The following is a 22,508-nucleotide window of genomic DNA, read 5'->3' as shown; positions in this document are numbered from 1 at the left end:
GCCGCACCGGCCTTCGGGCGCCCGGTCTCAGCCGCCGCGCCGCTGTCCCGACAGCCGCCGCACCACCGCCACCAGCCGATCGATCTCGTCGAAGGTGTTGTAGAACGCCAGCGACGGCCGCACGGTCGTCTCGACGCCGAAGCGGCGCAGGATCGGCTGCGCGCAGTGGTGGCCGGTGCGCACCGCGATGCCCTCGTCGTTGAGCGCGTGGCCGACCTCCTCGGTCGTGTAGCCCCTGAGCACGAACGACATCACACTGGCCTTGTCGTCGGCCGTGCCGATGAGCCGCACGCCGGGAACGGCGCCCAGCTCCCGCATGCCGTGGACCAGCAGCGCGTGCTCGTAGCGCGCGATGTTCTCGATGCCCACGCGCCCGACGTAGTCGATGGCGGCACCGAGTCCGACCGCGTCGGCGATGTTGCCGGTGCCGGCCTCGAACTTGTTGGGGATCGGCTGGAACACCGTCTTCTCGAAGGTGACGTCGGCGATCATGTTGCCGCCGCCCTGCCACGGCGGCATGTCCTCGAGCACTTCGCGTTTGCCCCAGACCACGCCGATGCCGGTCGGGCCGAACACCTTGTGGCCGGAGAAGACGAAGAAGTCGGCGCCGATGTCCTGCACGTCCACGCGCATGTGCGAGACCGACTGCGCGCCGTCGACCAGCGCCCTGGCGCCGGCGCGGTGGGCCAGTTCGACGATCTCCTTGACCGGCACCACCGTGCCCAGCGCGTTGGAGACCTGCGTGACGGCGACGATCTTCGTGCGGTCGTTGAGCAGCTTGCGGTACTCGTCGAGCAGCACCTGGCCGGAGTCGTCGACCGGGATCACGCGCAACTTCGCGCCCTTGGCCGAAGCGAGCTGCTGCCACGGCACGATGTTCGCGTGGTGCTCCAGGTTGCTGACGATGATCTCGTCGCCCTCGCCGACGTGCTGCGCGCCCCAGCTCTTGGCCACCAGGTTGATGGCCTCGGTGGTGCCGCGCACGAAGATGACCTCGTTCACGTCCGGCGCGTTGATGAAGCGGCGCACGCGCTCGCGGGCGCCTTCGTAGGCATCGGTGGCGCGCGCGGCGAGTTCGTGCGCGGCGCGGTGGATGTTCGAGTTCTCGTGGGCGTAGAAGTGCGCGATGCGGTCGATCACCGACTGCGGCTTGTGCGTGGTGGCGGCGTTGTCGAACCAGACCAGCTGGCGGCCGTTGACGCGCTCCTGCAGCACGGGGAAGTCGCGCCGGACCGCGTGGACGTCGAAGGCCGGATGCCGCCCCGGGTCGGCCGGCGGCGCCGAGCGGCCGGGGCCGTGCGGATGCGGCGTGGCCGGGGTGACGTGGCCGCTGGCGAGGCGCACCGAATCGACGAAGTAGAACGTCGGGTCGGAGGCCGAGGCCGCCGCCGGCGACGGGGCCGAAGCTTGGGGCGCATGGGACGCAGGCGCCGCCGGGCCGCCGAGCAGCGCCTGCACGTCGCGGCCGCCCGGCCGGGCGAACGGGAGGTCGGCCAGCGCGTCATGGATCGGAAACGGGACGCTGTCGATGCCGCGGCCGCCGGGCGACGGCACGCCGTGGGTATCGCCCAGGAAGTAGAACGGCGACGCGCCGGCGGCCGGGTGCGAGGCCGCCTGCCCCGGCGCCGCGGCCTGGGCCTCCGGTACGCCGGCCGTGGTGTGGCCGAAGCGCGGCTCGTAGGCCGGTACGGCGGTGTAGACGTTGTCGGGTACGCCGTTGCCCGCCACCGCGTGCGGCAGCAGGGCCGGCGCGCGGTTGGCCAGCGTGGGCAGCTGCGTCGGCGAGGCCGGCAGCAGGTTGGCGCCGGGCACGTGGCCCTGCGGGATCGGCGTGCCGGGCACGCCGGGGCCGAAGCCGGCTGGACTCGCCAGCGGCGAACCCGCCGGCGCGAGCTGCGCCGGCGCCTGCACGCCCGCGGGCACGCCGCCGGGGTGCCGCAGCGTCGCGGGCAGCGCGCCGTGCCGGTCGTCCACCGGCTGCAGGTCGGCGAGGTTCGCCTGGCCCGGCAGGGCGGCGAACATCTGCGTCGCCAGCCGCGCCAGCACGGCCGGGTCGAACGGTGCCTCGGTGCTCCGGCGCAGGTCGGGCGGGGAAAGGGAGGTGATCACCGCGCGCCCTTCACTTGTAGGTGTCGGCGTAGTCGTGGTACTTGCCGATCTCGACGTCGTCGAGCACGGCCAGCGCGTCGTTCGTCAGCACGGCGACCGAGCAGTACAGCGAGATCAGGTAGGACGAGATGGCGTGGTTGTTGATGCCCATGAAGCGCACCGACAGGCCCGGGCTCTGCTCGCCGGAGAGCCCCGGCTGGAACAGGCCGATCACGCCCTGGCGCTTGTCGCCCACGCGCAGCAGCAGGATCTTGCTCTTGCCGTCGGCCACCGGCACCTTGTTCGACGGGATCAGCGGGATGCCGCGCCAGGTGATGAACTGCGAGCCGAACAGGCTCACGGTGGGCGGCGGCGTGCCGCGGCGCGTGGCTTCGCGGCCGAAGGCGGCGATGGCCAGCGGGTGGGCCAGGAAGAAGGCCGGCTCCTTCCAGACCTTGGTCAGCAGCTCGTCGAGGTCGTCGGGCGTGGGCGCGCCGGTCAGCGGGAAGATGCGCTGCTCGTCGGTGACCTGGGCCAGCAGGCCGTAGTCGGGGTTGTTGATGAGCTCGCTCTCCTGGTTCTCCTTGATCGTCTCGATCGTCAGGCGCAGCTGTTCCTTGATCTGGTCGTGCGGGCTGCTGTACAGGTCGGAGATGCGGGTGTGCACGTCGAGCACGGTGCTCACGGCGTTGAGGTTGTACTCGCGCGGGTGGTCCTCGTAGTCGACCCAGGTGCGCGGCAGCTGGTTCTCGCTCTCCTTGGCGGTGCAGACGACCTTGATCGACTCCGGGTTGCGCACCTTGTTCAGGCGGTAGACGCCCGCCTCGACCGGCACCCACTGCAGCAGGTGCGTGAGCCAGCGCGGCGTGATGGTCTCGAGCTGCGGGGCGCTCTTGGTGGCGTTGGCGAGCTGGCGGGCTGCGTTGTCGCCCAGGGCGGTGGTACCACCGACGGTTGCGGTCATGCTTGAAGACTCCGGTATTCAGGGGAAGGGAAAGGCGGGTTGCGCCGGAGTGTCCCGACCTCAGGGTTTCCCCTCAACGGGCTATAGCCGACAAACGATCGAGCTGCGCCGCACGCTGTTCCTTGACGCGCTCGCAGTGCGCGAGCAGCACCGTCATCTCCAGCTGCAGCGCGGCGGCGAGCTTCTCGACCGTCACGATGGAAGGCACCGCGCCGCCGCGCTCGACCTCGCCGACGTAGGAGCGGTCCAGCCCGGAGCGCCAGGCCAGCTCGTCCTGCGTCCAGCCATGGCCCATGCGCAACTGCCGCACGGTGATGCCGAAGCGCTTGACCAGCGCCGTCATCGCGCCACCGCCGCCGATGCGGGCGCTTCCCCGCGCGTGGCCGAGGCGTGGTTCTGCACGCCGGCCTGCGTCACGCTGGCTCCGGGGGGCACGTCGTCGGTCAGCCAGACGTTGCCGCCGACGACGGCGCCGCGCCCGATCGTCACGCGTCCGAGGATGGTCGCGCCGGCGTAGATCACCACCTCGTCCTCCACCACCGGATGACGCGGCAGGCCCTTCTGCAGCAGGCCGTGGGCGTCGACCGGGAAGCGCTTGGCCCCGAGCGTGACGGCCTGGTAGATGCGCACGCGCGCCCCGATGACCGCCGTCTCGCCGATCACGACACCGGTGCCGTGGTCGATGAAGAAACCGTCGCCGATGACCGCGCCGGGATGGATGTCGATGCCGGTCTGCGCATGGGCCAGCTCGGCCACGATGCGGGCGATCAGCGGCAGCCCCAGCGCGTAGAGCCGGTGCGCCAGACGGTGATGGATCATGACCAGCACGCCCGGATAGCACAGCAGCACCTCGTCGACGCTGTGCGCGGCCGGGTCGCCCTGGTAGGCCGCCACCACGTCGGTGTCGAGCCGCTCGCGGATGCCGGGCAGCGCGGCACCGAATGCGAGGATGGCCGCGCGCGCCTGCGCGTCGATGTCCTCGGCCGTGCGCGGGGCGTGGCGCCCGACGTAGCGCAGTTCCAGCCGCGCCTGGTCGCACAGCACGTGCAGCACCGCGTCCAGCGTGCGGGCGACGTAGAAGTCCTCGCCGTCGTGGCGCAGATCCGCCGGTCCCAGGCGCATCGGGAAGAGCGCCCCCTTCAATTGCTCGATCACCGCCGCGAGCACGTCGCGCGACGGGAACTCGCGCCCCGCCGGCTCGCGCGAACGCTGCTGCGACGCGCGCCAGCCCTGCCGCACCTCGCGCAGCGCCCCGACCAGCCGGTCGACCTCGAATCCGGACATCTTTTTTTCCTTCTCGTTGTTGTATGTGCGATGCGGTCGACACCGACCTTCCCGGATCTTCGGGAGACGTCGTGAAGCCATCGTGTCCAGCGGGTCCGACGGCGCCGCGGGCACCGGGGCCGTGTCCACGCACGGCGCGGACCGCGGACGCGGCATCGGGCCGCGCGGAGGATGGATCCGCGGCGTCTCAGTCTTGGATCCAGGGAAGACGACGGAACCGCCAGCCGTCGGCGCCGCCGCGTTGCCGCGCGGCGTCGATCTCGCCCTCGAAGCCTTCGAGCACGTTGAAGACGTGGCGGAAGCCCGCCTTCGTCGCGGCCTCGGCCGCCAGCGCCGAACGCTTGCCGCTGCGGCACAGCAGCAGCACGACCGCGTCCTTGCCGCCGTCGCGCGCCAGCTTCGCTTCCAGTTCGCGCACGAAGCGCGGGTTGCGCGTCAGGGCGGTGCCGGTGGCCCAGGGCACGTGCAGGCTCTCGGGCACGTGGCCGACGAAATGACGTTCCTCGCTCGAACGCACGTCGACGAGCACCGCTTCGCCCGCCTGCACCAGCGCCCAGGCGACGGGGGGCGTCACGCCACCGGCGAAGGACAGGTTCTGCTGTTCGGCGGCGAGCCGGGCTCGTTCCAGGGCTTCGGGCAGCGCGAGGGTTTCGACATCGGATGACATGGACAGAAAGGCTCCGTGAGGGAAGATGGTCCGTCGGACCGTTGCACACCCAACAATCTAAGAGCAACCCGTCCCGGCACCAACGACGGAATCGTCGTTTCCTCAGAACCAATCCATCTATGCCGCCCGTGCGCCCGCACGCCGTGGCGGCCCCGCGAAGGCTTGCACCATGAAGACACCTCCCGCCCCTCCGCCCCGCTTCGCCGTCCGTCAGACCGGCGCCTGGCGCATCGTGGGGCTGGGCGCGCAGCTGCTGGCCGGCCTGCTCGGACTGGCGATGCTGGGACTGGGGATCTGGCTGGTGACGCTGGGCGGCAGCGCCTACTACGCGCTGTGCGGCGCAGTGCTGGCGGGTGGTGCGCTCGCGGCCTGGCGCGACCGGCCTGCGGCGGGCGTGGGGATGCTCGCCGGTGCGCTGGCGCTCAGCATCGCCTGGGCCTTCTGGGAGATCGATGGCAAGGGATGGCAGCCGGTCTGGGCGATCGATCTGGCGGCGCGCGTGGGCGTGATCGCCGCCCTGTTCGCGGTGGCCCTGGTGGCGTGGCTGCTGGGCCGGCCGTTGCCATCGGCGCGCCGCCGGCTCGTGCATGCCGGCATGTGGACGACCGTCGCGGTACTGGCCGGCGGCGTGGGGCTCGCCTGGGAGCGGCCGGTGGCGCCCGACCGCGCACCGCATGCCGTCATGCCGGCCAGGGCGGCATCCGCCCCGCCCTCACCGTCGGCATCGCCCGCCGACACCGACTGGACCGCGTTCGGCGGCGACAACGCGGGCCGTCGCTACGCCAGCGCCGCGCAGATCACACCGGCCAACGTCGCGCGCCTGGGCGAGGCGTGGCGCTTCGCAACCGGCGACACCGCGCCCAACGACCGCGTCTCCTACGCCGCGCAGAACACGCCCCTGAAGGTCGGCGACATGCTGTTCATGTGTTCCCCGGGCAATCGGGTCTTCGCGCTCGATCCGGCCTCCGGCGCGGAACGCTGGCGCTTCGATCCGAAGGTCGCGCCGCGTGCGATGGAGTCGATGTTCAGCGCCGCCTGCCGCGCCGTGGGTTACCACGCGCGGCCCGACGCCGCCACCCTGACGCCGCCGCTGGCGTGCGCCAAACGCGTCTTCGTCGCGACCGCCGACGGGCGGCTGATCGCGCTCGACGCGGCGCGCGGCACCCAGTGCGCGGGATTCGGCCAAGGCGGCACGGTCGACCTGACCGCCGGCATGGGTCTGACCGAACCCGGTCATGCATCGAGCAATTCGGGACCGGCGGTGATCGGCGATCTGGTGCTGGTCGGCCAGCAGGTCAGCGACAACCAGCGCCGCGACGCGCCTTCGGGCGTGGTGCGGGCCTACGACGCGACGACCGGCGCGCTGCGCTGGGCCTGGGACGCCCGGCGCGTCGACCGTCCCGGCACGCCCCTGGCCCCGGGCGAGACCTGGCCCGCCGGCACGCCCAACGTCTGGAACGTGATCTCCGCCGACGAGCGTCTGGGCCTGGTGCTGCTGGGCACGGGCAATGCCGGCAACGACCACTTCGGCGGCGACCGCGCGCCGGCCGACGACGACTTCAGCGCCGCCGTGGTCGCGGTCGACCTGGCCAGCGGCACGACGCGCTGGGTCTTCCGCACGGTCGAGCACGACCGCTTCGACTACGACATCGGCGCGCAGCCGGTGATCACCGACCTCGACATCGACGGCCGCGTGCGGCGCGTGGTGATCCAGGGCACCAAGACCGGCTCGCTGTTCGTGCTCGATGCCGAGACCGGCCAGCCGGTGCGCCCGGTGAAGCGCGTCACGGCGCCGCAGGGCGGCATGGAGGGCGAGACGCTGTCGGCGACGCAGCCGCAGTCGGTCTTCTATCCGAACTTCGCCGGCCTGCCGGGGCGCGATCCGGAGCGCATCGACGCGCGCCATGCCTTCGGCCTGACGCCGATCGACGCGGCGCTGTGCCGCATCCAGTTCCACCGCATGCGCTACGAAGGGATCTACACGCCGCCGACCTACCAGGGCCTGGGCACCCTGCTCTATCCGGGCACCATCGGCGGACTCAACTGGGGCGGGCTGGCGATCGATCCGGCACGCGGCCTGGTCGTGACCAACCACAGCCGCCTGGCCAACCAGGTGCGGCTGGTCCCGCGCGCGGAAGTGACCGACCCGGCGATCGGCGACGGCGGCCGCCGGCCCGACCAGACGGTGGCGCCGCAGAAGGGCGCTCCCTGGGGCGTGGACCGGCCGATCTGGTTGTCGGTGCTGGGCGTGCCCTGCAACACGCCGCCCTGGGGCTTCCTGGCGGCGACCAGCCTGGCGACGGGCGAGCTGGTCTGGAGCCAGCCGCTGGGCACCGGATTCGACGCCGGCCCGCTGGAGATTCCGATGCGCCTGCGCATTCCGCTGGGCACGCCCAACCTCGGCGGCGCGGTGACCACCGCATCCGGCCTGACCTTCATCGCCGCGGCGCAGGACGACTACCTGCGCGCGTTCGAGACCGCGAGCGGACGGCTGCTGTGGTCGGGCCGACTGCCCGCGGGCGGGCAGGCGTCGGCCATGACGTACATGCACCAGGGCCGGCAGTACGTGGCCATCGGCGCCACCGGGCACAAGCAACTCAAGACGCGCGCCGGCGACGCCCTGGTGGTCTACGCGCTGCCGCGCTGAGCGCACCGACCGGGCACTCGGGCGCGGGACGATCGCGCGCCAAGCGTCAGGCCGCTCGCGACGCCCGGTGTCATGACGGCGACGCGCGGCGTCGGCATGGTCGGGGCCTCGCGGCCCCGCCCTCCCCTGCTTCCGAACCTGGCGCGCGGACGCCGGATAGCGGGACCACCCCTTTCGAAGCACGCCCCGTGGATGCATTCAACCTCACCCTGTTCCAGGCCATCGCCGCCGGCACCGATCCCCACCCGCTGCACCTCGCCATCACGAGCGCCATGTCGAGCCTGTCGGGCAGCGCCTGTCTCGCCCTCCTCGCCTGGATGGCGTGGCGACGGCCCGGGCGGATCGGCCCCCTGCTGGGGGCACTGGCCGTCTGCGGCGTGGTGTCGCTGGTCGCGCGCGACCTGGCCCTGATGCTGGATGTGGCACGCCCGGTCATGCGCGGCCTGTCGCCGCAGCACGTGCCGCATGGCTGGCATTCCGGCCTGCCGAGCACGCATGCTTCGGCCATGTTCGCACTCGCCTTCATGGTGGTGGCACGGCGCGGGCTGCGGCACGCCGGCGCGGCCCTGCTGGCGATCGCCGCGCTGACGGCTTGGTCGCGTGTCTACCTCGGCCTTCATTTCCCGGCCGACATCGCGGCCGGCGTGCTGCTGGGAGCGGTCGCCACCCTGGCCAGCCTCGTGCCGGCCCGGATGATCTGGCGACGGGCTGCGCGCTTCCAGCTACAGCCGGTCCGGTGATCGGCGGAGCGGTGACGCAATCGATGAAGACGGGCGGGACGGGGCCGGGCCAGGCCAAGCCGTCGGTGCCGGCACTGGCCGCGCGACGTCGTGGCTCGGCGAGCATGTGCCGCCGACGGCCACTTTTATCGTCGACCCTGCTTGCTGCGGACTTGCAGGGGACGGATCGGTATCAGTACACATGTTTGTATTCACTGACATACGACTAGATCGCAGTGATGCCGCAGAACGCCATTGTTTGCATGTGACCGCCGTGGCCGCTGATACGTCCACTTGAACCGTGGCCAGACAAACAACGATGTGGTAGAGGCAAGTCGCATAGCTTGCATGTCCAACGGTATGCCTCGCGACGGAACGTTGGATGACGATAAGAACAGCGTCGTGATCCTTTATCGAAGCTCGGCCGCATGTGGGAAGAAGAGATTGCCCATCTTGCATCCCGCCACAGACAGTCCCGACTAAAGGTGTTGGGCAGGCCGAACGCGGCAGGGCGGCAGACACTGCCGTGGGAGGCGGGAGCTGGTCTTCGAGACGGCAGTGAGAGGCCTGAGGCGTCAAAAAAAAGTGGGGGGTAGGACCGTCCTACCCCCCACGCTCTCGTCGGCGACTAATCAAGCAATTGCTTGATCAGCGCAGCCAGCTTCCGTTTCCGGGTCTCGTCGAGCTTCTGGTTGAACTTGACATTCACCTGGCCGATGGCCGATGTCGAGATCGTGGCGACGACGACGCCGCCACGCTCGACGTCGATACGATCCTGGGGGGAGTAGGACCGTCCTACCCCCTGGCCCGTGCCCGTCAGCACCCCGAGGACCTCCTTGGCGCTCAGTCCCTTGCCGGCGATCGACTTCGCCCGCTTGAGCAGACCCTCGGGATCACCCTGCTGGACGTCGTTCAGCGGCTTGGCCCACCGGAACTGCAGATCCAGGGGCGAATGGAAGGCGTCGATGACCGCTTGAGGCAGCCTGGCCAGCGAAATCGCCTTGCCGACGTCGGCCACATCGCGACCGATGGCGGCAGCCAGTTGCCGGTTGGACGCATAGAGTCCATGGTCGATCGCCCGCGTATACATCACGCCCTGCTCCCAAGCGGAAAGATCGGCGCGATTGCGGTTCTCCCGCTCCATCTGCACGAACAATTCCTGCTCCGTCGCATGTTCGATCAGTGCCAAGACGGGCAGCCCGAGTTCCAGGCAGGCACGGTGCCGGCGATGCCCGAACACGATCTCGTAGGCGAACTCGCCAGGGGGGTAGGACGGTCCTACCCCCCCGGTGGAGCCCCCCGCGATGGGTCTCACCTTGATGGGCTGGACGTTGCCGCCGGCCCGGCCGATCTCTTCCTTCAACGCCGCGAAGTCGGCTGAATCGAAGGACGAGACATGGCGATTGGCCCAGCGCGATGGCGTGATCCTGGCTGCATCGATCAGCCGCGTCGGCTCCGCACCCTCGAAACGCGCCGCCTGCGTGCGCAGGAGTTCGTTCTCCTTCATGGCTTCCGACTGATTCGCCATGAACCCCATCAAGGTGCCCGGTGCCGTCTTGGGCTTGATCGCGACGCTGCCTCGGGCCGGCGCCGGCGGACCGCCCGGATGAGGCACCGTCTCCGCGACCGTCTCGCTCTTGACCGGAGGAACCTGTACCCGGCCTGCCTTGGCCAACAGATTTCGCGCCATCACTTGGCTCCTTTCTTGCCGCTCACCCGCACGGATTCGTCGAGCTGCCGAGCCCACACCGTGCGGATGGAACCCTCGACCAGCGACACGAATTGATCATAGGCATCACGGGCGCGCTTGAACGTCCTGGCATTGCCGTCGTAGCGCGAAACGTCGTACACGGTGCCGAACTCGGCGCTGGCGGTCGCGGTCACCGCCGTCTTGGGAATCTCGATGGGCAGCACCTTCTCCGCATAGGTCGAACCGATCCACTGGCGGACCACGCCGCTCGCCGCATCCGACGAATCCACGCGCGACAGCAGGACGTTGATGAAATCGAACTCCTTCGTCAGGCCGCGCTCAGTCAGCAACGAATTGGTCAGCTCGGAGAACATGCTCCAGAACTGGGCAGCCGAAGCGAAATCCAGCGCGCTCGGCGGAAGCGGCATGACGATGCCGTTCGACGCCATGAACGCGTTGATGGTGACGTAGGAGAGCGATGGGGGCGTGTCGATCACGATCACGTCGTACTCCGAACGGACATCGTCGATTCCCAGGTCCAGCACACGCCAGAACTCGAAGCCCGGCTCCTGGGACTGCCGGGCGGGGAGGGCGAACTCGGCACCGAACAGCAGCGGCGCCGCTGCCACCAGATCGATGCCATCCCAGTAGGTCGACCGGATGGCATAGCGGATCGACGTCTCGGAACCCATCGCCAGGGGCAGGATGGTCTCCTCCTCGTTGACCTCGGTGTCCGGAAGGATGCCGAACAGGGTGGTCAGGGATCCCTGCGGGTCGGTGTCGATGACCAGCACGCGGTGGCCGAGCAGCGACAGGCCCTGCGCCAAGGTCACCGCGGTCGTGGTCTTGGAGACGCCGCCCTTGAAGTTGCCGATGCTGATAGTGACGGCCTCGGCGCCCATCGGACGCAGGAATTCCTTGCGGTACTCCTTGACCCACTCCCGCGATTCCCGCAGCGTGAATTCCCGGCGGCTGCCGGCACTGTTGAGCTGGCCGGCCGGGAGGTCGCCCTTGGCGATGCGATGGCTGATGGACCCCTTCTCCGCCGAGCACATGGCCGCGAGCTGGCTCAGGTTGAAGATCGGCGGCGCCTTGCGCGCCGATGGCGCCAGCATGGCCACCCTGATCTCTCCCATCATCGCGATGGCCCGTTCGGCCTGGTCCGCGATGTTCGCCAACGTGATCTTCCGGGGTCGGGTCAAATTCAATTTGTTCAACACAATGCTCCTCGTGAAACAGATGCTGGCCCTTTTACGAAAAGCCGCGCTTCGGCCCGCATTGTGTCAAGCAATGCCGCTCTTGCGATGAAAAGTCACGGCAAAACGCCGGCAGCGCGGTGTTTTTGTGCCATGACGACAAGCCCGATCTGGTTTATCAAATATCAGACCTTCAATACCTTTAATACCTTTAGCGTTAAAAATATCCAATTGAATCAATGACTTGATCCAACTTGTGCATGTGGATACGGGAGTGTCCGGCGAACTTTCAGGAGCGGGACGCAGGGGTTTCAGGAGCCTTCATGCAGGTCGACGGGACCTCATGTGAGAGTCTTCGGGACGCGGTCCCGAGACCGCACGTGCAGGCCATGAGTGCCCGCCAAACAGGCGATCGAGACCGATTCCGTGGGTCAGAGGCTCTCCAAACGGCCTCTGACGAGGTGATCGACCGGTCTGATGTGAGAACTTACAGGAGTCCCAAGCAGAGGAAACGGGAGTGTCGAGTGAGACTTTTCAGGAGTCGGACGCCGTGCCGCGGCCATTCGACTGAGGTGAAAGCCCGACTCTCATCAAGACACGCTGCGTTAGAGTGGGACATGGCCCTCCAGATCGATGTCCCATCCCGTTCCCGTCCTCGACGGCGAAGCCTGCCGCCGGCGGGCTCGTCGCCCTCGGTGGTCCGGCCGCTGCTCAAGCCGGTCAACACACTGGGCTGGACCCCGAAGGAAAAGAAGATCACGATCCTGGCCCGCAAGAGCTGGAACGTGCTGCTGCACCTGGCGCAGGACCAGGGGCTGGACAAAGAAGTCTTCTCGACCACGCTGTCGCAGGTCGTCCGCGGCATCGACTACGGTTCCAACGACCTGGAGCTGATCAAGAAGCACCTGCGCGGCATGGTCTCGACCACCGTCGAATGGCAGTCGCCCACGGCAGGGGAGGGCGGCTACTGGACCGTCTGCGGCCTGCTCTCGCATGCCAAGCTGACCAAGGTCCGCGGCGAGATCTGGGTCGAATGGTCGTACGCCGTGAACATGCGCCAGGAGCTGCTGGAGCCCCGGGTGTTCGCCCGCCTGCAGCTGCCCATCCTGTCCCAGCTGCGAACCCACGCCGGACTGGCGCTCTACGAGATCTGCACCCGCTACAAGGACATCGGCCGCACGGCGCGCCAGTCCTGGCACTGGTGGCGTCCCGTCCTGACGGGGCGGCCGGAGAACGAGAAGACCGCGCGCATGGAGTACCGCGTCTTCAAGCGCGACTGCCTGCGCCTGGCCATCGCGGAGGTGTCGGCGGTCACCGACATCGAGGTCGAACTGGTCGAATACAAGGCCGGTCGCTTCATCTCCGACCTGCAGTTTCTGGTCAGGGCCAAGTCGCAGGACGACCTGCCCGAGATCGCCGTGCCCCGGCCCGTCGACGTCGCGTCGATCGAGCGCGCCATCGGGCTGGGTATCGACGGCGACCGCGCCGAAGCCCTGCTGGAGGAGTTCGGCGAGCCGGCGCTCGTCGCGGGCCTGGACGCGCTGGAGCGGCGCATCGCCTCGGGATTCCCGGAGCCGTTGCGGGACCTCTACCGCTATCTCAAGTCGCTCATGCCCGGCGAGGCCCGGCGCGTGCAGATGGAGCAGGCCACCCAGGTGGCGAAGGCCGATCCGCACAGCGCCGTCAGCCGCAACCTGCAGGCCACGCGGCATGCCAAGTGGAACGAGCAATGGCTGCGGGAGCGCCGCGGCCAGGTGATCGAGGAGATCCAGGCCCTGTCCGTCGAAGCGCAGAACGACCTCGAGGCCGCGCTCCTGGAGGACATGGAACGTCGTAACGTCCATCCATCGATCCGCAAAAGGCTCCAGACCAGCGGCTGGGAACACCAGATCGTCATCCAGGACATGGTCCGTTACTACGCACAGGCCACCCACGGCCCGCAGTGGGACCAGCCGACCGATCGCGAGCTGCTGGAGGTGGCGGCCCGCTTGGGCGGCACTGTCGACTGACAGCGCCAGCCCTTCGATGGTCGAATCTTGGCGCCGTTTCGAATGTGGATATTCAATGGTTGATTATGTGATTTATCAACTGGGATAACTGTGATCTGTGAGGCACGAGCTGCTTCATGTGCTGTTCCAAAAAGACAGTGTTCGCCTGCGAAGTTCGCCTCTGCCGTCATCGCGGATATGGCCTTCTGCCTTGACCTCATTGCCAGTCGCCTTCGTCGAGCTTGATCCGCACGTCAAGTCGGTGATGCAGCAGGCATCAGAAAGCCTTCATCTAGGGTGATTCCAATGAGTTCCTCGCCGCAACGCAACCCGCGCTGCGAAGGTGTCGAACCCATAGGAACCCTCATGAAACTCACTCTTTTCGCCTGCGGTCTGGTCATCGTTCTGCTCAGCAAGGGCGCGCTGGCCCAGTCGGTCTTCGAAACAACCGCTGCCGGCATGAGGTCGCCTGTCGCGGTGACTCCGACGCTCGAGTTGGCCTCGTCCCACAACCCCTGCGTCGTCGACCTGTCCGGCAACCCCGCGCCATTCCGAGCGATGCAAAATCGCGTCGTCGTGGTCAATCCGCAAGCTCTGGACGCAGCAGCCGTCGTCCCGGCTGGCAACGCGGCCGCGTTGCGCGACCGAGCGACCTGACCACCTGCCGCCGCATCCTTTCCCATCCTTCATTCCTCACGTGCATCGATGCGCCTCCTCCTCGTCGAAGACGATGACTCCCTGGGCCGCACGATCCAAACCTGGCTGCAGCTCGACGGCTATGCCGTGGATTGGTTGCGAGCCGGCGATCTGGCGGACATCGCGCTGCGCACCCATGCCTACGACTGCGTCCTGCTCGACCGCGGGCTGCCCGGCTTGCTCGGCGACGAGGTGCTCACGGCGCTGAGGGCACGTCGCGAAACCCTGCCGGTGCTGGTCATCACCGCACGCGACACCTTGAAGGACCGCGTCGAAGGCCTGGACCTGGGAGCCGACGACTACCTGGTCAAGCCCTTCGACCTGGAAGAGCTGTCCGCGCGCCTGCGCGCGGCGCTGCGACGCCGCGCCGGCAATCCCAATCCCATCCTGCGTCATGGCGATGTCGAACTCGACCCCGCCGGCAAGCGCGTCACCTTGAAGGGACAGGCGGTGGTGGTCACGGCGCGGGAATTCGCCGTGCTCCAGGCACTGATGCGCCGCAGCACCCAGGTGCTCAGTCGCGCCCAGCTGGAAGAGGCCCTGTATGGCTGGGGGGAGGAAGTCGAGAGCAACGCCATCGAGGTGCATGTCTACAACCTGCGCAAGAAGCTCGGCAGCAAGTTCATCACGACCGTCCGTCACCACGGCTACGGCCTGAGCGTGCCGTGATCGAGGCCCTGGTCGCGTGCGCCCGCAGGCTGCGCCGCGCCGATCCGCATGCCTATTCCCTGCGTCGCCGCCTGATCAGCGCGATCCTGGGCGCCAGCGTGCTGCTGTGGACCATCAGCACGGGCGTCGTCGTGTACGTGGCATGGAAACAGACCAGCGATGTCTTCGATGATGCGCTCAAGGACACCGCCCGGCTCACGTTGGCGCTGGGTTCGCCATCGAGCAGCCAGAGGTCGACGGCCGCCCGGACGCAGGAGGACCGGGAACTTCCGGAGCTGCACGTGTACTTCCAGATCATCGACCGAGCGGGCCGGGTGGTGCAGCGCGCCGACGACGCGCCGTCCCAGCCGTTCTCGCCCGAGCTCGACAAGCGCAGCGGGTTTCGCGACGTGTGGATCGACGGTCAGGCGTGGCATGTCTACCTGCTGCGCGGCAAGGACTCGGCGTTCCAGGTCCAGGTGGGCCAGCCGTGGAAGAAGCGCATCGCGCTACTGCGCGACGTGGCCCAGACACTGTTGTGGCCGGCCTTGGTCCTGCTCGTGCTGCTGACCGGCTTCTGCGCCTGGATCATCCATCGGCTGCTGCTGCCGATCGAGCAGACCGCCCGGCGGATCTCGACCAAGTCGCCCGACGACCTGGCACCGGTGCCCACCGCCTCCGAGCCGCTGGAACTGCAGCCGATCGTGCGCTCGTTCAACGTCGTCCTGTCGCGGCTGGGCCAGGCGATCGAGCAGGAGCGAAGCTTCACGGCCGATGCCGCGCATCAGCTTCGCACGCCGCTGGCGGGCCTGCGCATGCGCATCCAGCTCATGCAGCGCCAGCAGGCTGCCGAAGGCATGGCGGGGACGGCGTCGGGCCACGGGGAGGGCCTGCAGTCCCTGCGCGACAGCGTGGACCGATGCACGACGCTGACCGAGAGCCTGCTGACCCTGGCCCGGCTCGACCCGGCGCAACCCGAGACCCTCGAAAAGGACGTGGTGGACCTGCCCAGGCTCCTGGCGCAGATCCAGCGCGATCTGATGCCGGCCCAGACGGCGGCGCTGCACGTGGACTGCGGCGTGCCAACGCTCCACGCCCATGCGTCGCTGCTCCAGAGCGCGTTGCGCAACATCGTCGACAACGCCCTGCGCTACGGGCCGCCGCAAGGGCCGGTGCACATCGAGGCGGTCGCGCAGCGCGGCCGATGCCGGATCACGGTGCGCGATCGGGGGCCGGGCGTCACGGCGTCGGACCGGGCGCGACTGGGGCAGCGGTTCTTCCGCGTCCTTGGCAGCGGTCAAGGCGGTAGCGGTCTCGGGCTGTCGATCGTGGCGCGCATCGCCGCTTTGCATCGTGCCACCTTGTCCTTCCAGCCGGGACCCGACGGTCAGGGTTTGGCGGTCACGTTGGACCTTCCCTTGTCGTGATCGCACATGCGGCCTTGGCCGATGTGCCGGCTGCGCACCAGGTCAGACCGCGGTGCAGAACGGCGCAGCCAGGTCGTGCATCCGGGCGAAGCACGACCTTCGACGTCAGTCGATCTGCGCGATGCGCAGCAGGTCGGTGGTGCCGGCCGTGCCGAAGGGCATGCCGGCGGCGATGACGATGGATTCGCCGGACTTGGCATAACCCAGCCTGGCGACGGTCTGCACCGCGACCTCGGTCATCTCGGTGACGTCCATGACGTCGTGGCACAGCACGGGATTGACCCCCCACACCAGGGCCAGCCGGCGCGCCGTGGCGCGCTGGGGCGTCATGCCGAAGATCGGCGCGCGCGGCCGCTCGCGTGCCATGCGCAGGGCCGAGGCACCCGAGCTGGTGTAGGCCACCATGGCCGCGACGTCCAACAGGCCGGCGACCGAGCGCGCCGCCCAGCCGATCGCGTCGGGTACGTTCTTGCCCGAAGGCGTGTGGCCCGCGTCGATCGCATCCCGGTAGTAGGGGTCGGCCTCGGTCTGCGCGATGATCGCGTCCATCATGGCGACCGCCTCCACCGGGTACCTGCCCGAGGCGGACTCGGCCGACAGCATCACCGCGTCGGCGCCGTCGTAGATGGCCGTGGCCACGTCCGAGGCCTCCGCCCGGGTTGGCACCGGCGCGCCGACCATCGACTCCAGCATCTGCGTGGCCACGATCACCGGCTTGCCCAGGCGCCGGCAGGCCCGCACGATGCGCTTCTGGATGGCAGGGACCTGCTCGGCGGGCATCTCCACGCCGAGGTCGCCGCGCGCCACCATGACGGCGTCGGTCTCGGCCAGGATGGCGTCCAGGCTCTCGATCGCGGCGGGCTTCTCCAGCTTGGCGACGATGCCGGCGCGACCCCGCACGAGGGCCTTGATCTCGGTGATGTCGACCGCGCGCTGCACGAAGGACAGGGCGATCCAGTCGATGCCCAGGGTCAGGCCGTAGTCCAGGTCGGCGCGGTCCTTGGCGGTGAGCGCGGACAGCGGCAGCACGACGCCGGGAACGTTCACGCCCTTGCGATCGGACAGCGGGCCGCCGTTGACGACGACGGTCTCGGCCGACTCAGGGCCGGAGGTCACCACCCGCAGGCGCAGGCGGCCGTCGTCGAGCAGCAGCTCGGCGCCGGGCGTCAGCGCCGCGAAGATCTCCGGGTGCGGCAACGGCGCGCGGGTGGCGTCGCCGGGCTGGTCGCGTGCCAGGTCCAGGCGGAACGCCGCGCCCTCGACCAGCTGGACCGGCCCGTCGGCGAAGGTGCCCACGCGCAGCTTGGGTCCCTGCAGGTCGAGCAGCACGCCGATCGGGCGGCCCAGGTCGGCCTCGACGGCGCGGATGGTGTCCAGGCGCGCCTTGTGATCGGCGTGCGTGCCGTGGCTGAAGTTCAGCCGGAACACGTCGGCGCCGGCGCGCACCAGGGCCTCGATGGTGGCGCGGTCGGCGCTGGCCGGACCGAGGGTGGCGACGATCTTGGCGTTGCAGGGACGTTTCATTGAGAGCATGTCGGAAAGAAGAAGGGCCGACGTCGCGCGCGACGAGGGCGAGGAAAAAGTTGCGGCTGCGTTCAGTCGCGATCCCAGCCGAACAGGTTGGCCGGGTTGTCCACCAGGAGGGATTGCCGGACCGCGGGGTCGGGCGCCCACTGCCGCAGGAGTTCGAAATTGCGGACGTCGTCTTCCTGTCGGAACGGTTCCAGGTCGGTCGGCCGGTAGGTGGCCGGACGATGGGTGCCGCCGGTGTGCGGCCAGTCGCTGCCCCAGACCACGCGGGAAGGTGCGGCTTCGAGCAGCGCCCGTGCCACGGGTTCGATGTCGGGGTACGCAGGACCGAGGTCGGAGATCTGGTACGGACCGGACAACTTCATCCAGACCCGGGGGAGGGCGATCAGGTCGAGCAGGGCGTCGAAGCCTTCCTGTTCTGGTCCCCGGGCGGCCTTGGCCAAGCCGAAATGATCGATCAGCACCTGCTGGCGCAGCGTGGCGATGATCGATCCACAGGCCGCGAGCACCGGCAGCGCCGCATAGAGCTGGATGATCAGCGGGGAGTCGTCCAGCGTCTCTGCGGTGGTCCGCAGACGCCGCACGGCCAGGGACACGTCGACCTGCTTGGACGCCTCCAGGTTGATGCGCACGCCCCGCACGCCCGCCGTGTGGAGGTCGGCGAGCTGCTGGCGGCTGAATGTCTCGTCGATCACCGCGATGCCGCGTGCCTGCGCGCCGAAGTGCGCCAAGGCATCCAGCAGACAGGCGTTGTCGGTGCCGTACACGCTGGGCTGAACCAGGACAACGCGGCTCACACTGAGCCGGGCATGCAGGGCGCGCAGGTCGGCCACCCGCGCCGGCGGCGGCGTGTAGCGCCGTGCCGCCGCATACGGAAAACGCAGCGGGTCGAAGATGTGCGCATGGCAGTCCGTGGCCTGCGGCGGCACCCACGCCATGGCAGGCGGCACGGCCCGCGGTCGGTCGTCGGGCGTGGTCACTGGCTCTGGATGTTGGCCGACTTCACCACCTGCTGCCACTTGGTCAGTTCCTCGCCGATGAACTTCTGGAACTGCTCGGGCGTGCCGGGCACGGGCTTGGCACCGATGTCGGCGAACTTTTGCGCCACCTCGGGTTTCTGCAGTGCCTTCACGATCGCGGCATTCAAGGCAGCGACCACGGCGGGAGGCGTCTTGCCTGGCGCCACCACGCCCACCCAGTGGGTGACCGAGAAGTTCTTGATGCCGGCTTCCTCCAGCGTCGGCACGTTGGGCAGCTTCGCGAGCCGCGTCGACTGGCCGATGGCCAGCGGACGGACCCGGCCGGAGGACAGCGGCGTCGCCGTGCTCGTCACGCTGTCGATCAGCATGTCGACCTCGCCGCCCATGAGCGCGCGGATCGACTCGCCGCCGCCCTTGTAGGGCACGTGCAGGAATTTGGCACCGGTGACCGAGCCGAGCAGTTCGGTCGTCAGGTGCGGCGTGCTGCCCGTGCCGCCTGAGCCGTAGGTCAGCTTGCCCGGATTCTTCTTGGCGAAATCGATCAGTTCGCCTGCGGTCTTGTGGGGGGACGTGGCGGGCACCATCAGCAGCATGGGCGACTCGGCCACCTTCGCTACCGCGGCCAGGTCGTGGGCGGTGTCGTAGGGCATCTTGGCCTGCAGCGCCGGCGCCATCGTGAAGGGCGCGCTGACGAAGCCGATCGTGTAGCCGTCCGGTGCGGCCTTGGCGACGGCGTCGGTGCCGATCACGCCGCCCGCGCCGGCCCGGTTGTCGATGACGACGGGCTGCCCGGTGTCCTGGCTGAGCTGCTGGCCCAGCACGCGTGCCATCACGTCGTTGGGTCCGCCGACGGCGAAGGGCACCACCATCCGGATGGGCTTGGTCGGATAGGACGGAGCCTGCGCCATCGCAGGCAGGGCGGAGGTGCCGGCGATGGCCAGCGCCAGCGTGAAACGCGCGAAGAGATGAGAGGTCATGGTGGAGGTTCTCTGGAGAAAACGCTGCCCGGGTCGCCGTGCTCGAGGGCGACCGCTGGCGAATTACTCGGGTTTGATGTTGTGGGCCTTGACCAGCGTCGACCAGCGGTCGGACTCGGCGCGGATGAAGGTGCCGAAGGCCTCGGGCGTGCCCCCGGCGACCACGTTGCCCTGCGAGGTGATCTTCTCGGTCACGTCGGGCTCGCGGATGGCCTTGTTGATGGCTTCGTTGAGCTTGGCGACGATGGCCGGTGGCGTGCCCTTGGGCGCGACGACGCCGAACCAGTTCGACATCTCCATGCCGGCGATGCCCAGTTCCTTGAACGTCGGCACCTCGGGCAGCAGCGGCGAGCGCTTGTCGTCGGTGATGGCCAGCGGCTTGAGCTTCGCGTCGGCACCCTTGAGGTAGGGCATCACGGCGTAGATCCACTCGAACATGATGTCGACGTTGCCGGCGATCAGGTCGTTGGTCGCCGGCGCGCCGCCCTTGTAGGCCACATGCACCATGTCGACCTTGGCGTTCTGTTCGAACAACTCGGCCGCCAGATGGTGCGAGCCGCCCAGGCCGCCCGAAGCGAAGCTCATCGCGCCCGGTTTGGCCTGCGCACGCGCGATGACGTCCTTGACGGACTTGTCGGGCGAGTTCTTGCTGACCGACAGCACCAGCGGGCCGCGCTCGATCAGGGCGATCGGCACCAGATCCTTCGGGTCGAACGGCAGCTTGGCGAACAGTGCCTTGTTCACCGCCAGCGGTGCGAAGTTGCCCAGACCGATCACATAGCCGTCGGGCTGGGCCTTGGCGATGTAGTCGGTACCGATGTTGCCGCCCGCGCCCGGACGGTTGTCCACGATCACCGGTTTGCCGAAATAGACCGAGAGCTTCTGCGCGATCTGGCGTGCCCGGATGTCCGAACTGCCGCCTGCGGCATAGGGCACCACGAAGGTGATGGTCTTCTGGGGGTAGTCGCCGGCCTGTGCCCAGGCCGGGCTGGTCAGCAACAACGCCGCACCTGCCGCGGCAGTGCCTCGAAGCAGATGGCGACGCAGTGAAAAGAAGGAAGTCATGAGGTCTCCTGTGGGAAAAAAGCACTGTCGAGTGCTGCGCTTGGGTTTTCCCTGATTGTACTTATGACTATTCAAGTACAATCAGCGCAAACCCTGACACATGAAACCCATGACGGAATTTGCACAAAGAGTTGCTTTGATACACGCAACGCCTGTGGCGGTGCAGCCAGTGGCAGAAGCGTTCGGTCGGCTCTGGCCGCAGGCGTCCCTGATGAACCTGCTCGACGACAGCCTGTCGGGCGACCTGGCTGCCAAGGGGCAACTCGACGCCGGAATGACGCAGCGTTTCGTCGATCTGGCCGAGTACGCCGTGCGCACGGGTGCCCAGGGGGTGCTGTTCACGTGTTCCGCCTTCGGACCGGCCATCGAGGCGGCGGCGCGAGCGGTGAACGTGCCGACCTACAAGCCCAACGAGGCCATGTTTTTGGAAGCGCTCGACGTGTTGCGCACCACGGGGGGCCGACGCATCGGACTGCTGTCGACCTTCGAGCCCTCGATCGCACCGATGCGCGAGGAGATGCAATCGCTGGCATCGAAGGCCGGCGTCGATCTGGAACTGGTCACGGTGTGCGCCACCGGCGCGCTGGCGGCGTTGAACGCGGGCGATGCTGCGACGCACGATCGCCTGGTGGTCGAGCGATCCTCCGATCTGGAGCATTGCGACGTCGTGATGCTCGGCCAGTTTTCCATGGCGCGTGCGCAGGCCCTGGTCGCCCGGCACCTGGGCAAGTCCGTCCTCACGAGTCCCGACAGCGCCGTGCGCCTGCTTCAGAAGAACCTGCTGAACGCCTGACCGTCACCGTCCCGATTTCTTTTTTCCTTCCCTCTCACCCCTCACTCGAACCACCGGAGAACACCATGAAATTCATCGTCCTGCCCTGCGACGGCATCGGCCCCGAAATCGTTGCCGCCTCGGTCGACGTCCTGAAAGCCGCCGACGAGCGCTTTGGCCTCGGCATCACGTACGACTACGAGGACGCCGGCTTCACCAGCCTGGAGAAGCACGGCACCACGCTGCGCCAGGAGACCCTGGACAAGGCCAAGACCTATGACGGCATCATCCTGGGCACGCAGTCGCATGCCGACTACCCGGCGCCGGAGAAGGGCGGCCGCAACGTCTCGGCGGGCTTCCGCATCGGTCTCGACCTGTATGCCAACGTGCGCCCGGCGCGCACGCGGCCGTTCCTGCAGTCCAACATGCGCGAAGGCCGCACGATGGATCTGGTCATCATGCGCGAGGCCACCGAGGGCTTCTACCCCGACCGTAACATGGCGCGTGGCTGGGGTGAGGTGATGCCCGACCCGGACATGGCCCTGTCGATCCGCAAGATCACCCGCCGTGGCAGCGAGCGCATCGCGCGCCGCGCCTTCGAGCTGGCCATGACGCGCCGCAAGAAGGTCACGGCCATCCACAAGGCCAACAGCTTCCACATGACCGACGGCCTGTTCCTCGAGGCCGTGCGCCACGTGGCCAAGGACTTCCCCGAAGTCGCGCTGGACGACCTGCTGGTCGACGCCTCGACCGCCCACCTGGTGAAGGAGCCCGAGCGTTTCGACGTGCTGGTGGCGACCAACTTCTACGGCGACATCATCTCCGACCTCGCCAGCGAGCTGTCGGGCAGCCTGGGCTTGGCCGGTTCGGTCATGGCCAGCGACGACATCTGCTGCGCGCAGGCTCAGCATGGCTCGGCGCCGACCATTGCCGGCAAGGACCTGGCCAACCCGGTCTCGATGATCCTGTCGGTGGCGATGATGGTGCGTTGGGTCGGCGACAAGCAGAATAACAAGGCCATGCAGGATGCCGGCGACGCCATGGTGCGTGCGGTGGACAAGGCCCTGGAAGACCCGACCACGCGCACCCGCGACATCGGCGGCACGATGGGCTGCAAGGACTTCACCGCCGCGGTGGTGAAGGCCATGGCTTCGGCCTGAACGCCGGAGG

The 22,508-nt window shown here is 68.5% G+C and carries 19 protein-coding genes; 8 read left to right on the top strand and 11 right to left on the bottom strand.

Features of this window, described 5'->3' with window-relative positions; translation table 11 throughout:
• Positions 1-27: 27 nt before the first annotated feature.
• From ABID77_RS20880 to ABID77_RS20860, 5 genes are all read right to left on the bottom strand, one after another.
• Positions 28-2,022, bottom strand: a complete 1,995-nt coding sequence (locus ABID77_RS20880; protein ID WP_429600156.1) for a family 2A encapsulin nanocompartment cargo protein cysteine desulfurase — start codon at positions 2,020-2,022, stop codon at positions 28-30.
• A 97-nt stretch (positions 2,023-2,119) separates the two neighbouring features.
• Positions 2,120-3,052, bottom strand: a complete 933-nt coding sequence (locus ABID77_RS20875) for a family 2A encapsulin nanocompartment shell protein (protein WP_429600069.1) — start codon at positions 3,050-3,052, stop codon at positions 2,120-2,122.
• Positions 3,053-3,125: 73 nt separating this feature from the next.
• Entirely contained in the window at positions 3,126-3,395 is a 270-nt protein-coding gene (locus ABID77_RS20870; protein ID WP_429600066.1) for a helix-turn-helix domain-containing protein, read from the bottom strand.
• Positions 3,392-4,336, bottom strand: a complete 945-nt coding sequence (gene epsC, locus ABID77_RS20865; protein WP_429600063.1) for a serine O-acetyltransferase EpsC — start codon at positions 4,334-4,336, stop codon at positions 3,392-3,394. Before epsC ends, ABID77_RS20870 begins: the two co-directional genes overlap by 4 nt.
• 187 nt (positions 4,337-4,523) lie before the next feature.
• Complete coding sequence (locus ABID77_RS20860; RefSeq protein WP_429600061.1) at positions 4,524-5,003, bottom strand: rhodanese-like domain-containing protein; 480 nt, start codon at positions 5,001-5,003, stop codon at positions 4,524-4,526.
• Positions 5,004-5,172: 169 nt separating this feature from the next.
• On the opposite strand from ABID77_RS20860, the gene ABID77_RS20855 reads away from it, so the two are divergent.
• Complete coding sequence (locus ABID77_RS20855; protein WP_429600059.1) at positions 5,173-7,650, top strand: PQQ-binding-like beta-propeller repeat protein; 2,478 nt, start codon at positions 5,173-5,175, stop codon at positions 7,648-7,650.
• Between the two features lie 188 nt (positions 7,651-7,838).
• On the top strand, positions 7,839-8,390 hold the full coding sequence (locus ABID77_RS20850; RefSeq protein WP_429600057.1) for a phosphatase PAP2 family protein: 552 nt from the start codon (positions 7,839-7,841) through the stop codon (positions 8,388-8,390).
• Between the two features lie 607 nt (positions 8,391-8,997).
• Here the strand turns inward: ABID77_RS20850 and ABID77_RS20845 are convergent.
• Together ABID77_RS20845 and ABID77_RS20840 are read right to left on the bottom strand one after the other, a co-directional pair.
• Positions 8,998-10,059: a ParB/RepB/Spo0J family partition protein gene (locus ABID77_RS20845; RefSeq protein ID WP_429600055.1), complete on the bottom strand. Its 1,062-nt coding sequence runs from the start codon at positions 10,057-10,059 to the stop codon at positions 8,998-9,000.
• On the bottom strand, positions 10,059-11,237 hold the full coding sequence (locus ABID77_RS20840; protein WP_429600052.1) for an AAA family ATPase: 1,179 nt from the start codon (positions 11,235-11,237) through the stop codon (positions 10,059-10,061). Before ABID77_RS20840 ends, ABID77_RS20845 begins: the two co-directional genes overlap by 1 nt.
• A 635-nt stretch (positions 11,238-11,872) precedes the next feature.
• Here ABID77_RS20840 and ABID77_RS20835 point away from each other — a divergent pair.
• The 4 genes from ABID77_RS20835 to ABID77_RS20820 all read left to right on the top strand — a co-directional run bounded on the left by ABID77_RS20835 (position 11,873) and on the right by ABID77_RS20820 (position 16,014).
• Positions 11,873-13,264: a RepB family plasmid replication initiator protein gene (locus ABID77_RS20835; RefSeq protein WP_429600050.1), complete on the top strand. Its 1,392-nt coding sequence runs from the start codon at positions 11,873-11,875 to the stop codon at positions 13,262-13,264.
• A gap of 345 nt (positions 13,265-13,609) precedes the next feature.
• Positions 13,610-13,900, top strand: a complete 291-nt coding sequence (locus ABID77_RS20830; protein ID WP_429600047.1) for a hypothetical protein — start codon at positions 13,610-13,612, stop codon at positions 13,898-13,900.
• 48 nt (positions 13,901-13,948) lie between these two features.
• A complete protein-coding gene (locus ABID77_RS20825) occupies positions 13,949-14,608 on the top strand; it encodes a response regulator (protein ID WP_429600044.1) in 660 nt (219 codons plus the stop codon).
• Complete coding sequence (locus ABID77_RS20820; protein WP_429600041.1) at positions 14,605-16,014, top strand: ATP-binding protein; 1,410 nt, start codon at positions 14,605-14,607, stop codon at positions 16,012-16,014. Before ABID77_RS20825 ends, ABID77_RS20820 begins: the two co-directional genes overlap by 4 nt.
• 105 nt (positions 16,015-16,119) lie before the next feature.
• Here ABID77_RS20820 and pyk read toward each other — a convergent pair whose 3' ends face one another.
• The 4 genes from pyk to ABID77_RS20800 all read right to left on the bottom strand — a co-directional run bounded on the left by pyk (position 16,120) and on the right by ABID77_RS20800 (position 20,566).
• Positions 16,120-17,538: a pyruvate kinase gene (gene pyk, locus ABID77_RS20815; protein ID WP_429600038.1), complete on the bottom strand. Its 1,419-nt coding sequence runs from the start codon at positions 17,536-17,538 to the stop codon at positions 16,120-16,122.
• Positions 17,539-17,609: 71 nt separating this feature from the next.
• Positions 17,610-18,524: an amidohydrolase family protein gene (locus ABID77_RS20810; protein ID WP_429600035.1), complete on the bottom strand. Its 915-nt coding sequence runs from the start codon at positions 18,522-18,524 to the stop codon at positions 17,610-17,612.
• Positions 18,521-19,501: a Bug family tripartite tricarboxylate transporter substrate binding protein gene (locus ABID77_RS20805; RefSeq protein WP_429600033.1), complete on the bottom strand. Its 981-nt coding sequence runs from the start codon at positions 19,499-19,501 to the stop codon at positions 18,521-18,523. Before ABID77_RS20805 ends, ABID77_RS20810 begins: the two co-directional genes overlap by 4 nt.
• A gap of 63 nt (positions 19,502-19,564) precedes the next feature.
• Complete coding sequence (locus ABID77_RS20800) at positions 19,565-20,566, bottom strand: Bug family tripartite tricarboxylate transporter substrate binding protein (RefSeq protein WP_429600031.1); 1,002 nt, start codon at positions 20,564-20,566, stop codon at positions 19,565-19,567.
• 211 nt (positions 20,567-20,777) lie between these two features.
• On the opposite strand from ABID77_RS20800, the gene ABID77_RS20795 reads away from it, so the two are divergent.
• Both ABID77_RS20795 and ABID77_RS20790 read left to right on the top strand, forming a co-directional pair.
• Complete coding sequence (locus ABID77_RS20795; protein ID WP_429600028.1) at positions 20,778-21,359, top strand: aspartate/glutamate racemase family protein; 582 nt, start codon at positions 20,778-20,780, stop codon at positions 21,357-21,359.
• A 65-nt stretch (positions 21,360-21,424) separates the two neighbouring features.
• Positions 21,425-22,498, top strand: coding sequence for an isocitrate/isopropylmalate dehydrogenase family protein (locus ABID77_RS20790; protein WP_429600025.1), 1,074 nt, complete (start codon positions 21,425-21,427; stop codon positions 22,496-22,498).
• The last annotated feature ends 10 nt before the right edge of the window (positions 22,499-22,508 follow it).

This window comes from Variovorax sp. PvP013 (genome assembly GCF_050435945.1).
Classification (GTDB): domain Bacteria; phylum Pseudomonadota; class Gammaproteobacteria; order Burkholderiales; family Burkholderiaceae_C; genus Variovorax.
Note: the sequence above shows the minus strand (reverse complement) of the source record. Positions and strands in the feature narration are given on the sequence as shown.